15 protein-coding genes and 1 other RNA gene are annotated in these 13,607 nt (G+C 45.0%); 6 read left to right on the top strand and 10 right to left on the bottom strand.

Features of this window, described 5'->3' with window-relative positions; genetic code table 11:
* The first annotated feature begins 278 nt into the window (after positions 1 to 278).
* The gene (gene mscS, locus ACYJZR_RS12825) at positions 279 to 1,145 is read left to right on the top strand and encodes a small-conductance mechanosensitive channel MscS (RefSeq protein WP_005482477.1); all 867 of its coding nucleotides are present in this window, start codon (positions 279 to 281) and stop codon (positions 1,143 to 1,145) included.
* A gap of 47 nt (positions 1,146 to 1,192) precedes the next feature.
* On the opposite strand, the gene ACYJZR_RS12820 is transcribed toward mscS, so the two are convergent.
* Entirely contained in the window at positions 1,193 to 1,675 is a 483-nt protein-coding gene (locus ACYJZR_RS12820) for a YbaK/EbsC family protein (RefSeq protein ID WP_005493893.1), read from the bottom strand.
* A gap of 24 nt (positions 1,676 to 1,699) precedes the next feature.
* Positions 1,700 to 2,329, bottom strand: coding sequence for a LysE/ArgO family amino acid transporter (locus ACYJZR_RS12815; protein WP_017449137.1), 630 nt, complete (start codon positions 2,327 to 2,329; stop codon positions 1,700 to 1,702).
* Positions 2,330 to 2,468: 139 nt separating this feature from the next.
* On the opposite strand from ACYJZR_RS12815, the gene ACYJZR_RS12810 reads away from it, so the two are divergent.
* Positions 2,469 to 3,365, top strand: a complete 897-nt coding sequence (locus ACYJZR_RS12810) for a LysR family transcriptional regulator ArgP (protein ID WP_005482449.1) — start codon at positions 2,469 to 2,471, stop codon at positions 3,363 to 3,365.
* Between the two features lie 223 nt (positions 3,366 to 3,588).
* On the top strand, positions 3,589 to 4,281 hold the full coding sequence (locus tag ACYJZR_RS12805) for an oxidative stress defense protein (RefSeq protein ID WP_005482489.1): 693 nt from the start codon (positions 3,589 to 3,591) through the stop codon (positions 4,279 to 4,281).
* Between the two features lie 64 nt (positions 4,282 to 4,345).
* Here ACYJZR_RS12805 and serA read toward each other — a convergent pair whose 3' ends face one another.
* The 5 genes from serA to ACYJZR_RS12780 all read right to left on the bottom strand — a co-directional run bounded on the left by serA (position 4,346) and on the right by ACYJZR_RS12780 (position 7,683).
* Positions 4,346 to 5,578 carry a phosphoglycerate dehydrogenase gene (gene serA, locus ACYJZR_RS12800; protein ID WP_005482463.1) on the bottom strand — a complete coding sequence of 411 codons (1,233 nt, stop codon included), beginning with the start codon at positions 5,576 to 5,578 and terminating at the stop codon, positions 4,346 to 4,348.
* A 274-nt stretch (positions 5,579 to 5,852) separates the two neighbouring features.
* Complete coding sequence (gene rpiA / locus ACYJZR_RS12795) at positions 5,853 to 6,509, bottom strand: ribose-5-phosphate isomerase RpiA (RefSeq protein WP_005493901.1); 657 nt, start codon at positions 6,507 to 6,509, stop codon at positions 5,853 to 5,855.
* 59 nt (positions 6,510 to 6,568) lie between these two features.
* Positions 6,569 to 7,162, bottom strand: coding sequence for a 5-formyltetrahydrofolate cyclo-ligase (locus ACYJZR_RS12790; protein ID WP_024699283.1), 594 nt, complete (start codon positions 7,160 to 7,162; stop codon positions 6,569 to 6,571).
* A gap of 19 nt (positions 7,163 to 7,181) precedes the next feature.
* A non-coding RNA gene (ssrS, locus tag ACYJZR_RS12785) (6S RNA) lies at positions 7,182 to 7,366 on the bottom strand.
* A gap of 8 nt (positions 7,367 to 7,374) precedes the next feature.
* A complete protein-coding gene (locus ACYJZR_RS12780) occupies positions 7,375 to 7,683 on the bottom strand; it encodes a cell division protein ZapA (RefSeq protein ID WP_005484120.1) in 309 nt (102 codons plus the stop codon).
* A gap of 249 nt (positions 7,684 to 7,932) precedes the next feature.
* Here ACYJZR_RS12780 and ACYJZR_RS12775 point away from each other — a divergent pair, with 249 nt between their 5' ends.
* Genes ACYJZR_RS12775 through ACYJZR_RS12765 form a run of 3 tightly spaced genes read left to right on the top strand, consistent with a single transcriptional unit; the run spans position 7,933 to position 10,970 of the window.
* Complete coding sequence (locus ACYJZR_RS12775; RefSeq protein ID WP_005457285.1) at positions 7,933 to 8,511, top strand: YecA/YgfB family protein; 579 nt, start codon at positions 7,933 to 7,935, stop codon at positions 8,509 to 8,511.
* 22 nt (positions 8,512 to 8,533) lie between these two features.
* Positions 8,534 to 9,712, top strand: coding sequence for a 2-octaprenyl-6-methoxyphenyl hydroxylase (ubiH, locus tag ACYJZR_RS12770; protein WP_005493906.1), 1,179 nt, complete (start codon positions 8,534 to 8,536; stop codon positions 9,710 to 9,712).
* A gap of 49 nt (positions 9,713 to 9,761) precedes the next feature.
* The gene (locus ACYJZR_RS12765) at positions 9,762 to 10,970 is read left to right on the top strand and encodes an FAD-dependent 2-octaprenylphenol hydroxylase (RefSeq protein WP_025540925.1); all 1,209 of its coding nucleotides are present in this window, start codon (positions 9,762 to 9,764) and stop codon (positions 10,968 to 10,970) included.
* 82 nt (positions 10,971 to 11,052) lie between these two features.
* Here ACYJZR_RS12765 and ACYJZR_RS12760 read toward each other — a convergent pair whose 3' ends face one another.
* From ACYJZR_RS12760 to ygfZ, 3 genes are all read right to left on the bottom strand, one after another.
* Positions 11,053 to 11,259 (bottom strand): DUF1107 domain-containing protein, encoded by a 207-nt coding sequence (locus tag ACYJZR_RS12760; protein WP_005380970.1) that lies wholly within the window; start codon positions 11,257 to 11,259, stop codon positions 11,053 to 11,055.
* A gap of 648 nt (positions 11,260 to 11,907) precedes the next feature.
* A complete protein-coding gene (locus ACYJZR_RS12755; protein WP_020835379.1) occupies positions 11,908 to 12,381 on the bottom strand; it encodes an aminoacyl-tRNA deacylase in 474 nt (157 codons plus the stop codon).
* The gene (gene ygfZ / locus ACYJZR_RS12750) at positions 12,374 to 13,342 is read right to left on the bottom strand and encodes a tRNA-modifying protein YgfZ (protein WP_406966428.1); all 969 of its coding nucleotides are present in this window, start codon (positions 13,340 to 13,342) and stop codon (positions 12,374 to 12,376) included. The genes ACYJZR_RS12755 and ygfZ overlap by 8 nt, the downstream gene beginning before the upstream one ends.
* Positions 13,343 to 13,607 lie beyond the last annotated feature (265 nt).

Below are 13,607 nucleotides of genomic sequence, written 5' to 3'. Positions count from 1 at the left end.
CCGCTTCGCATGAATCTAGGTAATAGAAGTGGCGAAATGTTAAAGCATTGCGTACTCTGTAACAGGTCGATATCAGAAAATTCTGATAAAGCCTTGTTTTGCATATCTTTGCGAAACTCTGACTTTGCAAAATGTCAAAGTTGGGATATCGTGCCAAAAATCTGACACTGTTCAGTTGGGCAATAGGGATATTGTTGTAGATAAGGGCCTATAAAAAACAAGGCTCATAAGTTAACGGCAATTAGATTTATATATCTTTATTTTTGAGGATAAGAATTATGGCAGGTGAATCGATGGGTATCGATACCACTCTAACAGATGGGCTGACTCAAGCTGAGACTTGGCTTACAAACAACTCAGACCTACTTATTCAGTACGGTGTGAACATTATTTCAGCGCTGATTATCCTATTTATCGGTAATATTATCGTTAAAGCAGTCGCTGGCAGTGTTTCCAAAGTACTTGAAAAGAAAAACATGGATAAGGCGGTCGTAGAATTTATTCACGGTCTTGTTCGTTACCTACTATTCGTTATCGTACTTATCGCAGCTCTGGGCCGTTTAGGTGTTCAAACGGCATCGGTTGTTGCTGTAATCGGTGCGGCAGGTCTTGCTGTTGGTCTTGCTCTACAAGGTTCTCTATCAAACTTTGCGGCAGGCGTACTGATTGTTGCATTCCGTCCATTTAAATCTGGCGACTATGTAGAGATTGGCGGCGTAGCGGGTAGTGTTGAAGCGATTCAAATCTTCCAAACAGTTCTAAAAACACCAGACAACAAAATGGTTGTTGTACCTAACTCGTCTGTTATTGGTGGTGCAATCACGAACTACTCTCGTCATGCAACGCGACGCGTAGACTTGGTTATCGGTGTTTCATACAAAGCCGATCTTAAGCTAACGAAGAAAGTGATTCGCGAAACGCTAGAAAAAGATCCTCGTATTTTGAAAGATCCTGATATGACTATCGGTGTTCTAACACTAGCAGATTCTTCAGTTAACTTCGTAGTGCGCCCTTGGGTTAAAACTGCGGATTACTGGGGTGTGTACTTCGATTCAATGCAAGGCATTAAAGAAGCATTGGACGAGAACGGTATCGAAATTCCATTCCCACAAATGGATGTTCATTTGAACCGTGTCGAATCTTAATTCGAACGATAGATAATCTAAAAAGCGAGGCACTAGCCTCGCTTTTTTTATATTTCAAACAGAGGGTTATTACCTATCTGTAAGAGTGGTTTTAAATGAATGCCTGCAATACCGAAGGTACGCTCTGGTAGCCCTGGTGTATAAAGCAACTCTTCGTGATGATAGAGCTTGGTATCCACCACGATCGCAACCTCTGGTGGTAAACCTATCGGGCAAACAGCACCGGGTAGGCAGCCAAGTAATTCCTGCATGAGTTCATCACTGCCAATAGAAGGTCGCTTGCCTAATATTGCTTTAATCGTGTTGGCATCAAGGCGAGAGTCTTTATCAGTAATGAACACGGCATACCCGCCACCTTTGAGTGTTAAAAATAAGCTTTTGCTATGTGTGCCTTGCCAGCCGAGTTCTTTCGCGACTTTAAGGTCGGTGTCGAAGTCGAGAATGGCTTCATGTCGCCATTCTCGAAATGGAATCGAGAGCGAATGCAATCGCTCTTTGTTGATGCGATAGATGTTTTCCAGTGACTCCATGTCATTTATACCCTTTGGTTTGGATTACCAGTATTTAGTGATGAGCTCGCTCGCGAGTACATAAGCAATGGTGAACATCATCAGTGCAACGGCGATATCGATGCCTTTTTTCACTTTCGGTTTAGATAGCGTAGGCCCGAGTTTTGCGGCGCCCATCGACAAGGTATAGAACCAAACAAATGACGCCATAATAGTGCCTAACGCGAAAGCGATTCGATCATGGCCTTCAAATTGTCCACCGATTGAGCCTAAGATAACAACGGTATCTAAGTACAAATGTGGGTTGAGCACGGTGACAGCTAATGCGCCTAAAATGACCGTTCGGCGTCCACGAGCTACGACTTCCCCTTTTGATTCCGATTCATTCTCTGGCTTGAATGCGCTTTTAAGCGAAAGTAGTCCATAGAAGCTCAGGAAGGCAATACCACCAAGCGTCACCGATGTCAGTAGGATTTCATTTTGAGACAGAATAGCACCACCACCAAAGATACCTAGAGAAATGAAGATCATATCTAGGACGCTACAAATAGTGGCTGTCGTCAGGTGGTGATTGCGCTTTATGCCTTGATTCAAGACATACGCATTTTGTGCTCCGATCGGAATGATCATCGATGCCCCTAAACCAAATCCTTGCAATAAAACCCAAAAGCTCACGATACACCTCAAATAATTAAGAAAACGACAGAGACGAGAAAGATAATGGCTTTGGTTAAATAAGTATAATTAATGATTTTAATATATTATTAGAGTTACTTATTTAACGGTTTGGTGTTGGTTTTTTGGGAGAAAGTGAATGCGAGGGTTGGATTACAAATGGATAGAAGCCTTGGATGCCGTTGTTTATCAAGGCAGTTTTGAACGAGCTGCTGAGCATCTGTTTGTCTCACAATCTGCCATTTCGCAGCGTATTAAACAGCTCGAAAAATTCTTGGCGCAACCTGTGTTAATTCGAGAGCAGCCACCCAAGCCAACTCCCATTGGGAAAAAACTATTGGGGCTTTACCGCCGAGTTCGGTTACTAGAGCACGAAATTTTACCTGAGATCAAAAACGATACTACAACGCGCCCAGTGCAACTGTCTTTGGCTACTAACGCCGACAGTTTGGCAACGTGGTTACTGCCAGCTTTGCAAGACGTCATGAAAACTCGTCAAGTAGAGTTGAAGCTGACGATTTACGGTGAATCACGTTCAATAGAAAAACTGAAAAGTGGTGAGGTCGCAGGGGCGATCAGTTTAGAGTCTCAAGCGATACCAAATTGTCGCGCCGATTACTTAGGACGAATTGATTACGTTTGTGTGGCTAACCCTGAGTTTTATCAGCGTTACTTTTCTGAAGGTGTAAACAATCAGACCTTAGCAAAGGCGCCAGCGGTTTCCTACGATCAGTATGATGACTTACATAAAAAGTTTCTCACGGAGCATTTCAATGTGCGTCCTGATAGCGTGATTCATCACAACATCAGCAGCTCAGAGGCTTTTCTCAAAATGGCGTTAGCTGGAGTGGCATATTGTTTGATCCCTCGTTTGCAAATTACTGATGAGTTAGAGCAAGGCTCGTTAATTGATATTACGCCTGGCTTCCTGATGTCTTATCGTATTTATTGGCACCATTGGCAGTTGGAAACTGGCGTATTGCAGGAGATTTCACAAGCGATTGTCAATTATGCACAGCGTCATTTACCACAGTAGTGATTGAATCGACGGCCATTTCTGACGAATATTAAATGACGAATGGTTGAAATTACACCAAAGTTACACAGTCAAAGTTGTGTTAGAAGTGAAGTTAGGAGCTTGGATATTCACCGGAAGTTTCTATTATGAAACCACTTACTCCTACAGCTCGGCGACTTAACAAAGTCGGTGATGCTGATTTGTGGAGACACTTCACTATTGATATGGATGGATTTGTCGAATGAAACTGTATTCGTGTTTGCTGGCTTCAGCTCTTAGTCTTAGCAGTGTTTCAGTCTTGGCTGATGTGCCTGAATTTGCTCACGTAACAACAACGGGTTACGGTGAGGTGGTCGCAACACCAGACATGGCGACCTTTTCTGTAAAAGTGGTGGATACCACCATGACAGCGGAACAAGCAAAACAATCCGTCGATAAAACAGTCGAAGATTTTCTCCAATATCTGTCTGATGCTGGTTTATCAAAGGACAATATCACCAGCTCAAACCTGTATCTTGCGCCTCAGTATCACTACCCTAAATCGGGCAAAGCGGAGTTGGTTGGATACAGAGCATCACGCAGCATCAATGTAACAGTGACAGATTTAGCCGATCTTAACCAGTATTTGGATATGGCGTTGAAAGCTGGCATTAATCAGGTCGACAACATCCAATTGAAAGTGAGCAATCAAGCGGAATATCAACAAAAAGCGCGCATGGCTGCGATCAAAGATGCGAGAGAAAAAGCGGCATCGCTTGCATCTGGCTTTGATAAAAAACTCGGCGGCATCTGGCAAATTAACTATAACCAAATGCATGTACAGCCTGTCTTGATGCGCTCAATGGCGATGGACAGCAAGCAAGGTTCGAACAGTTACCAAGACTCGACTCTTGTAATTCGTGACCAAGTGGATGTGGTTTACAAATTAAAATAATTTGTTTTGGTAACACGAAAAGAAAAGGCAGGGATAATCCCTGCCTTTGTTGTATGGATTCATCTTAATGAAGAATACGAGCACGAATCGTGCCTTCAATGCTTTTCAGCTTAGTTAGTGCTTCTTCTGAACGCTCAGTTTCCACATCAATAACTACGTAGCCGATCTCAGCTTCAGTTTGTAGGTACTGCGCTGCGATGTTGATGCCTTCTTCTGCGAAGATGGTGTTAATTTGAGTCAGAATACCTGGGCGGTTTTTGTGAATGTGCAGTAAGCGAGAGCACTCACGACCGTGTTCAGGCAGAGATACTTCAGGGAAGTTAACGCTTGATAGTGTTGAACCATTATCTGAATATTTCGCCAGTTTACCCGCTACTTCCACGCCGATGTTTTCTTGTGCTTCTTGAGTAGAGCCGCCTACGTGTGGCGTTAGAATGACGTTATCGAATTTCTGTAGTGGAGATTCAAACGGGTCAGCGTTTGTTTTTGGTTCAACTGGGAATACGTCGATTGCTGCGCCAGCTAAGTGACCTGCTTCTAGGCTGTGGCAAAGCGCAGGAATATCAACAACGGTACCGCGAGCGGCGTTGATGAAGATTGCACCAGGTTTCATGCGAGCAAATTCTTCTTCGCCCATCATATTCTTCGTTTCAGGTGTTTCTGGTACGTGCAGCGAAATAACATCACATTTGTTTAGCAGCTCGCTCATCGTGTGGATTTGCGTTGCGTTGCCAAGTGATAGTTTGTTTTCGATGTCGTAGTAGTACACGCGCATACCTAAGTTTTCAGCAATAATGCCCAGCTGAGTACCGATATGGCCGTAACCAATGATACCAAGACGTTTACCACGCGCTTCGTAAGAGTTGTCTGCGCTCTTCTTCCAAATACCACGGTGTGCTAAAGCGTTCTTTTCAGGAATCCCACGAAGGAGCAGAAGAATCTGACCAAGCACGAGTTCTGCTACACTTCGCGTGTTTGAAAACGGTGCATTGAATACAGGAATACCACGTTTTGCCGCCGCACCAAGATCGACTTGGTTAGTTCCGATACAAAAACAGCCAATCGCAACCAGTTTGTTTGCCGCATTGATCACTTCCTCGGATAGATTCGTTCGGGAGCGGATACCGATGAAGTGCGTATCTTTAACTGCTTCAATCAGTTCTTCCTCTGAAAGCGAACCTTTGTGATATTCAATGTTGGTGTAACCAGCTGCTTGAAGAACTTCAACTGAAGAAGGGTGAAGTCCCTCGAGTAAGAGGATCTTAATCTTTTCTTTTTCCAGTGAAACTTTGGCCATTTTTTCTCGTCCTTAAAATGGAAAGGTGGGCTAATGTGGCGCACATTGGGCAAAACCATTAAAAAGGGGATAATTAATAGTTTTGTAGGAGGACAAACGTTTCCTTGTGCGTCTTCTGTTCAATAAAGTAACAAAAAAAAATTGCTTTGGGTAAGAAAATTACGGAATAAGAGATAATTTTCTTAGAGAAAGGAATAAAAAACGGTGCCTTGCAGCACCGTCTGTAATGAAATAACAGAAAACTGAATCAGATAGACCGATTCATGGCTGTTATTTACTCTTCAATTTTTGCGCCTTCTGGCGTGCCAGTGATCACAACATCAGCACCTCGGTGAGCAAAAAGACCAACCGTTACCACACCCGCGATGCCGTTGATTTTGTCTTCCATCTCTTTCGGGTTGGTGATTTGCATGTTGTGTACATCTAGGATGATGTTGCCGTTATCCGTTACAACACCTTCACGGTATGCAGGGTCGCCACCAAGTTTCACCAACTCACGAGCAACGTAAGAACGTGCCATTGGAATCACTTCCACAGGAAGAGGGAACTGGCCAAGTACGTCAACCGCTTTCGTGTCGTCAACGATACATACAAACTTTTCAGAGATTGCTGCAACGATTTTTTCACGAGTTAGCGCTGCACCGCCACCTTTGATCATTTCACGCGCAGGGTTGATTTCGTCTGCGCCATCAACATATACGTCTAGCTTAATTACGTCGTTGCACTCAAAAACTTCAATACCAAGCTCTTTTAGACGCTCTGTAGAAGCAACTGAGCTAGACACTGCACCTTTGATATCATCTTTGATAGTGCCTAGTGCATCGATGAAGTGATTCACGGTAGAGCCTGTGCCAACACCGACAATGCTGCCTTTCTCAACATATTTAAGTGCTGCCCAACCAGCCGCTTTTTTCATTTCATCTTGAGTCATGCCAATCTCCTGAATAGATGTTCGTTAACGTTTGCGGGCGTGATTATAGCGGCTAAGCGTTACTTTTCCCATTGCCATATTTGGCTTGGAGTCACGATCTTAGGTAATGGAATATCCCAGCTTTCAATTGGTAAGCGTTCTACATGCTGGCAATCGTGAGCAATGCCAATCGGTTTGGCACCTTCTCCTGTCTTGAACCAATGAGAAAGAGTGCGATCGTAGTAGCCTCCACCCATACCTAAGCGGTGCCCGATGCTGTCGAAGCCGACCAAAGGCGTGCAGATTACATCTAATTGTTTGACGGGAAGAAGGTGGCGAATATCGAGCTTTGGTTCGAGAATGCGGTACTTATTGTAGACCAGTTGATCTTCATTCACGTATTGAAGAAACAATAACTGGCCTTTTGAGAACGGATGGATGACGGGTAAATACACCGACTTTCCCTGTTGCCATAACCATTCAATCAGTGGCTTCGTATCGAGTTCACCATCGGCAGAGAGATAAATGGCAATGTTCTGCGCTTGTTGGATTTCTGGAAGTTGGGCGAATTGAGTAACTAGGTCTAGCCCCGCTTGAAACTGCGTATCGCTACACAAGGCGTTGCGTTTTTCACGGATAAGTTTGCGGAAGTCTTGCCGGGAGCGTGATGATATGGATTGTGATGACATAAAGGAATACCCCAGGGTGCCGTTGAGGATTGTGGCCCTTGAACCAGCTGGTTCAAGGCGGATCAGCAATGATAACCGTAGGCTTCTCGGTGCATGCCAAGCTTGCTCAATAGCTATCAAGTACTAACCCTTTGGTATTGCTTATCGGCTCAGGGACTTAAATCCGTCTGACGAACACCCCAGGGTAAATTTTGTATCTACGGCTGTCCTTGCGTAACTTTGCTTAGTGCGTTCTCTAAAGACGCGGTGAGCTTTTCCATGCGCTCAGTAATTTCTTGCTGTTGACCGTTTGATTCGTATGACTTGGTGTGCAACTCATAACAAATGTTTAATGCAGCAAACGTCAGCAGTTGAATTTCATTGGTTACCTTAGTACGTTCGCTCATCTCTTTCAATCGGCGATCAAGATCTTTTGCTGCTGCAACGAGAGACTCTTCTTGCCCTGCTGGACAATTTACTCGTGTAACTTTGCCTAGTATTTCTACGTCGATCGCTTGATTGCTCATGATGAATAAACTCTATATTCGCGCTATCTAAGGTGTTGCTACGTGCAACTACCGAGGAGGAAACTATAGGAAAACCGTTATTAAGATTCAAGCATTTCCCATCACAGAAAGAGAAATGATGACGTGATCACACAGGAATTGGGCAAATTGAGCAAATGGTGTTCAAAATTGAATTTGATAGCCGTTTCAGACGACTAACCTTGATGGTAGGATATGTCGATACATTATTACGCAAGAATGAGCCAAGTTATGAGTGAAATCACCCTTCCAGAATATCAATCTATTGCTGCAGAGCTACAATCTGCAAGTTTAGCTGTGACGCCTGCGGAGCTGCACGGTTTGCTTGTCGGTATGCTAAGTGGTGGATTGGCGATTAACGATCAAACCTGGCAACCAATTCTATTCGATTACACCAATGATGGCATGGGCTGGCCAACGACTGCGTTAGCTTTTGCACAGACGGTCTTCAAAGTGACGGCGAACGAGCTAACGGGTTCATCCATGGAGCTGTCACTACTTCTGCCGGATGAGTCGGGCGAAGAGGGTTTATTCGCGTTGGCAGATAGCTTGTCTGATTTTGTGAATCACTTTATCTCTGGTCTTGGTTTAGCAGGCATTGCGCTGAACAATGCATCGGATGATGCAAAAGAAGCGTTGGCTGACCTAGAAGAAATTGCCAAGTTAGGCATTGATGAAGATGACGACTTTGGTGAACAAGCACAATTGCTGGAACAAGTCATTGAACACGTGAAAGCTTGCGTACTTACCATTCATGCAGAGTTCGGAGCTCGCCCAGAAAGCAGCGAAAGCAAACCGACGATCCATTAATCTAGATAGACCAGAGGTTAACATGAAGCAATATGACGTAGTAATTGCTGGTGGTGCCATGGCTGGGGCTACACTAGCTTTAGCGATTGAGCATTTGTCTCAAGGGGCTTTGCGTGTTGCCGTTGTTGAACCGTTTAAAGCGCAATCTGATCAGCATCCGGGCTTTGATTCGCGCTCGATTGCTTTGTCTTATGGTACGGTTAACCTGCTGCGTCACTTAGAGTTATGGTCTGCGATTGAACCTTTTTCGACCCCGATTGAACACATCCATGTGTCTGATCGTTCTCATGCGGGAATGACGGACATCACTAAGCACGACGTTGGCGTTGAAGCGTTAGGTTATGTCGTAGAGTTAGCCGATGTTGGTCGTGTTTACCAAGAATTGCTGACTCACAGTACCGCTATCGATTTGTACTGCCCAGACTCCGCGAAGCACATTACCCGAACTCAAGAAAATGTGACGATTGAGCTTGCTAGTGGTGAGTTGCTTAATGCGAAATTACTTGTTGCCGCCGATGGTGCGGTTTCGCAATGTTGTCAGCAAATTGGTTTGGAGCTTTCTGAGCATGATTTCGACCAAGTTGCCGTAATTGCCAATATTGTGACTCAAGAGCCGCATCAAGGTCGCGCATTTGAGCGTTTTACTGAAAACGGCCCAGTTGCCCTGCTGCCAATGAGTGATAATCGAATGTCGCTCGTGTGGTGCTTACGCCCTGATGAAGCTCAAATTGTAATGGAATTGTCTGAAAGCGAATTTCTTGAACGGCTTCAGCAAGATTTTGGTTGGCGATTAGGTGCGATGCAAAAAGTGGGCCTCCGTGCGAGCTATCCGTTGTTGCTTCGTCACCGTAAGCAAAATATTTCACACCGTTTTGCGATAGTCGGTAACGCAGCACAAACGCTGCATCCGATTGCTGGGCAGGGCTTCAACTTGGGGATCCGAGACGTGGTCACTCTCGCTGAGGAATTGGTCAAGCAAGGTGAAGATGTTGGGCGTTACCAAGGCCTGATCCGCTTTAGTCAACGCCGAGAAGCAGACCGCAACGAAACCATTTGGCTAACAAGCTCGTTAGTCCATGTTTTTTCGAACGATTTACTCGCGATGCGAATTGGGCGAAATACAGCCTTAGCCGCGATGGATAACCTTTCTATTTTTAAGCAGCCGCTCTTGCGCCATACTCTTGGTTTAGTGAAACGATGATTGACTGCAACAAACTAGGTAACAACCAGTTATTAGGTAATAAATAGCAATGATGCAAAGTGTAGATATCGCCATCATCGGCGGAGGGATGGTTGGGTTGGCGCTTGCCGCCGCATTCAAAGACAGTGACCTGCGTATCGCCGTGATCGAAGGTAACGTGCCAGATGAAACGTTGAATGAACTGCCTGATGTGCGAGTTTCTGCACTGAGCCGCTCAAGTGAAACCATTTTACGTAAGCTAGGAGCTTGGCAGGGTATTGAGCAACGCCGAGCTTCACCTTACTACGGTATGGAAGTGTGGGAGCAAGACAGCTTCGCAAAAATAGAGTTTGATGCACAAAGTATGGCGCAACCTGATTTGGGTCACATCGTTGAAAATCGCGTGATTCAGTTAGCGTTGTTGGAACAAGTGCAAAAGCTAGAGAATGTGACGCTATTCATGCCAGCGCGCTGTGCGACACTCGCGGTTGGTGAACAAGAGAGTTGGTTAACGCTCGATAACGGCCAAGCGATGACAGCGAAGCTGGTGGTGGGCGCAGATGGCGCGAATTCGTGGCTGCGTAACCAGATGGATATTCCTTTGACGCATTGGGACTACGGTCACCATGCGTTGGTTGCTAATGTGAAAACAGCGGATCCGCACCACAGCATCGCGCGTCAGATTTTTACACCTCACGGGCCTTTGGCATTCTTGCCAATGTCTCAACCAAACATGTGTTCTATCGTTTGGTCGACAGAGCCAAACCGAGCGGAAGAATTGCTGGTCATGAGCGATGAAGCGTTCAACAAAACGCTAACCAGCGAATTCGATGCTCGTTTAGGCGTGTGTGAAGTGGTGGGAGAGCGAGCGGCGTTTCCGCTAAAAATGCGTTATGCCCGAGACTTTGTAGTTGAGCGTGTTGCACTGGTTGGCGATGCGGCTCATACCATCCACCCATTAGCAGGCCAAGGCGTGAATCTCGGCTTATTGGATGCAGCCAGTCTGGCGCAAGAAGTACTGACTCTTTGGAAACAAGGGCAAGACATTGGTAGTAAACGCAATCTGCGTGGCTATGAGCGTTGGCGTAAGGCTGAAGCGGCGAAGATGATTGCGGCGATGCAAGGTTTCCGTGATTTATTCTCTGGTGACCATCCAGCGAAAAAACTGGTTCGCGGTATTGGCTTGAGTTTAGCGGGACAACTACCGGGCGCTAAAGATGAGATCATGAAGCGTGCGCTGGGTTTGAAGGGGCACCTACCAGAACTGGCTCGCCAATAGCTCTGAGTTACATTACCTAAAAACACAAAAGGCTGGATAATCCAGCCTTTGTTTTACTTGTCTTTTTGACATCGATGAAGTGCTAAGCGTATGCGCATCGGAGTTTCATTATTTCTTGGTTAATCTCTTTTACCGCTCGAAAATGACGTTGCTCCGCTTTTTCCGGTAGTATCAATTTACCGTTATCAAACTCGAATCTTCCGACCCCGTAAATATAGATTCTTCCCTTAAAAAGACGACTTATATGTTTAGCAATCATACTTGGTGTATAGCGCTTAAACAGTCTCATATTTACTTTCCTTTTCTCTTACCTAGCCCAGTTATTCTACGTTTTGGACGTAAAAATTATTGTGACAGCAATAGTATTAAGTACAGGTGAAATGTATCGCTTTGGAGAATTGTGCTGCCTTAGACAAATTGACAGACTGATATCTCAAATAGCGTGAGGATTACCCCAAAAAATTACACTGGAAGGAACCCAAATGTTTCTGTTCTCCTTCATACGTGGTGCATTAAGCAATAGTTTTGTTACAGAAATAAGAATAGAAGGAAAATGATTGTTTGCTAATTGTTTCCTTTTCAAACCTACACCTTCTATCTAAGTGTTATAGCTTGCTTACACAAGATTAGATGAGACTGCTTGAAAAAAGTTCCAAGCAAAAAAAAAGCCCGCTTGAGCGGGCGAATAGTCACAGATGCATTACACAAAAGTGGATAGCTGACATCACGAGCGTGGTCATGCCTGTCAGCCGATTCACTTTATGTTGGTTAAGTGCTTGTTGAAAACTTAACCAACAGAATCAGCATATACGAGTTTTATAATGGTGACTATTTATGTTTTAATTTTGATTAAAAATTCTTTGGCGTGTTTTTATAGATATGAGGGAGATCACGCAGTGATGAGAACACTGCGCTTTATTGCATTATGAATTGGATGTTAACGACAGATTTCGGCCACGGTTGGGTGGCACAACTGAACCAAATCGTCGATGGATAACGCCAGCCCTGCCATGCGGTCCCCACTGCTGATGGTGACTTCACGTTCTTCCAATAAGCTTGGGTCAAACACAATCGGCATCTGTCGTTTGAGTAATAACGGCGTCACAGTGCCAATTTTATAACCAGTGATGGCTTCTACATCGGCCTGGTCGACACAAGTCATGCGGCGACATTGCAGTAAAGCTCGTACCTTTTTTGGATCCACACTGCGATCACCAGGGGCGCAGGCGAGGGCGTATTGATTGCCCATGTCTCGCAGCAATATCGCTTTGACCATTTGAGAAGGGCGAATGCCGCGTTGTTGCGCGGCATCCTCAATTGTTGTAGCTGGTCTTTGATGCGGAAGCAGACGAAACGTGATGTTTTGGTCGGCAAGAAACTGCATCAAAGGAGTATGAATGGCATTATTCATCATCAAGGCTGTAAGGCAATTCTGCGATGGTCCATTCACAATCAGGCTGAGACGTCAAACGAAGGCGAGTGTCGTCATCCAGATTATTTGGTAACACGATCAAACCCATAGCTTGGTTATCACTGAATTGATAGTGAGTCAGTAACGTGCCGACTGAGCGCCAGTTGTCGCCTACGCTGCGTTCTAGTTCAATCGCATCATCGTTTAACGCGGTCGACGTTACGCCTTTCACGATGTACATAGCGCGCTTGTTTGTGCCGCGGTATTTCGCTCGAGCTACGGTTTCTTGGCCTGTGTAACAGCCTTTAGTGAAGCTAATGCCACCTAGGGCTTGAATGTTCAAGGCTTGTGGAATGTGCTCGTTTTGCGCTGTGGCAGAAACGTATGGCAGTGCTGATTCAATGTCGAAACGAGTCCAAAGTTCGTGTGTTGTCAGCGTAGCATCGCTGTTTTCGATCAGTGCTTGCGCCGCTTCTTCTGTCACAACAAGTAACCAACGGTTCGCCTCTACTTTTACCGCAGTGCCGCCATTGATGATGCGTACATCACCGGCATCTTCATTTAAAGCAGACACAAACGCATCGGCGTTGACACCTGCAACGCCAAGAATCACATCGTTAGATTCTTCAATCGTGACTTTGGAAAATACGGCGTATTTTTTTATTTCTTTCAGTTCGATTTCAATCGCAGATTTCGGCTGGATCATGCCGTAGCCATCACCATGATGGAACAAGCGGAATACACTCCACACTTTACCTTTCGCGTCGCAGTGCGCACCGAGTGTTGATTGGTCTTTTTCTAGAGAAACCACATCACATGTAACTTGACCATGCAGGTACGATTTTTTGTCATCGCCTACCATGGTGATCATGCCTAGATGATCGAGTCGTGAGATAGACAGTTCTGGTAGAGCATCTTGAGTCGATAGGTTGAGCGGTGAAAAGCGAGTTTGCCATTCCATGATTACAATGCCTTTTGAAGATATTTTTCAGCTATGTTAAATGCAGATTCACCATTTGTCAGCTTTCAATATGCCCAAGTCACCTTAAGGTGTTCGGTTTAGCGAGAACCGCTCAGTTTTCAGATGTAGCGGTAATTTGGAAATCTAATCAACCTTGAGTAAGAAACGTCACAACGTATGCCAATCAAGGATAGGTGACGTTTTCTGTCGTGATTTCATGGCAGAATAATTAGGAAAGAGCTCGCTGTTGCTAAATGTGAGGTTC

This window comes from Vibrio sp. RC2502 (assembly GCF_054850435.1).
The sequence above is the reverse complement of the archived record's forward strand: the minus strand, read 5'-3'. Positions and strand labels throughout refer to the sequence as shown.

What these genes read in the sequence shown, in the direction of transcription:
- mscS (WP_005482477.1), top strand. Translation starts at nt 279, where the DNA reads ATGGCAGGTGAATCGATGGGTATCGATACCACTCTAACAGATGGGCTG.
- ACYJZR_RS12820 (WP_005493893.1), bottom strand. Translation starts at nt 1,675, where the DNA reads ATGGAGTCACTGGAAAACATCTATCGCATCAACAAAGAGCGATTGCAT.
- ACYJZR_RS12810 (WP_005482449.1), top strand. Translation starts at nt 2,469, where the DNA reads ATGCGAGGGTTGGATTACAAATGGATAGAAGCCTTGGATGCCGTTGTT.
- ACYJZR_RS12805 (WP_005482489.1), top strand. Translation starts at nt 3,589, where the DNA reads ATGAAACTGTATTCGTGTTTGCTGGCTTCAGCTCTTAGTCTTAGCAGT.
- serA (WP_005482463.1), bottom strand. Translation starts at nt 5,578, where the DNA reads ATGGCCAAAGTTTCACTGGAAAAAGAAAAGATTAAGATCCTCTTACTC.
- rpiA (WP_005493901.1), bottom strand. Translation starts at nt 6,509, where the DNA reads ATGACTCAAGATGAAATGAAAAAAGCGGCTGGTTGGGCAGCACTTAAA.
- ACYJZR_RS12780 (WP_005484120.1), bottom strand. Translation starts at nt 7,683, where the DNA reads ATGAGCAATCAAGCGATCGACGTAGAAATACTAGGCAAAGTTACACGA.
- ACYJZR_RS12775 (WP_005457285.1), top strand. Translation starts at nt 7,933, where the DNA reads ATGAGTGAAATCACCCTTCCAGAATATCAATCTATTGCTGCAGAGCTA.
- ubiH (WP_005493906.1), top strand. Translation starts at nt 8,534, where the DNA reads ATGAAGCAATATGACGTAGTAATTGCTGGTGGTGCCATGGCTGGGGCT.
- ACYJZR_RS12765 (WP_025540925.1), top strand. Translation starts at nt 9,762, where the DNA reads ATGATGCAAAGTGTAGATATCGCCATCATCGGCGGAGGGATGGTTGGG.
- ACYJZR_RS12760 (WP_005380970.1), bottom strand. Translation starts at nt 11,259, where the DNA reads ATGAGACTGTTTAAGCGCTATACACCAAGTATGATTGCTAAACATATA.
- ACYJZR_RS12755 (WP_020835379.1), bottom strand. Translation starts at nt 12,381, where the DNA reads ATGAATAATGCCATTCATACTCCTTTGATGCAGTTTCTTGCCGACCAA.
- ygfZ (WP_406966428.1), bottom strand. Translation starts at nt 13,342, where the DNA reads ATGGAATGGCAAACTCGCTTTTCACCGCTCAACCTATCGACTCAAGAT.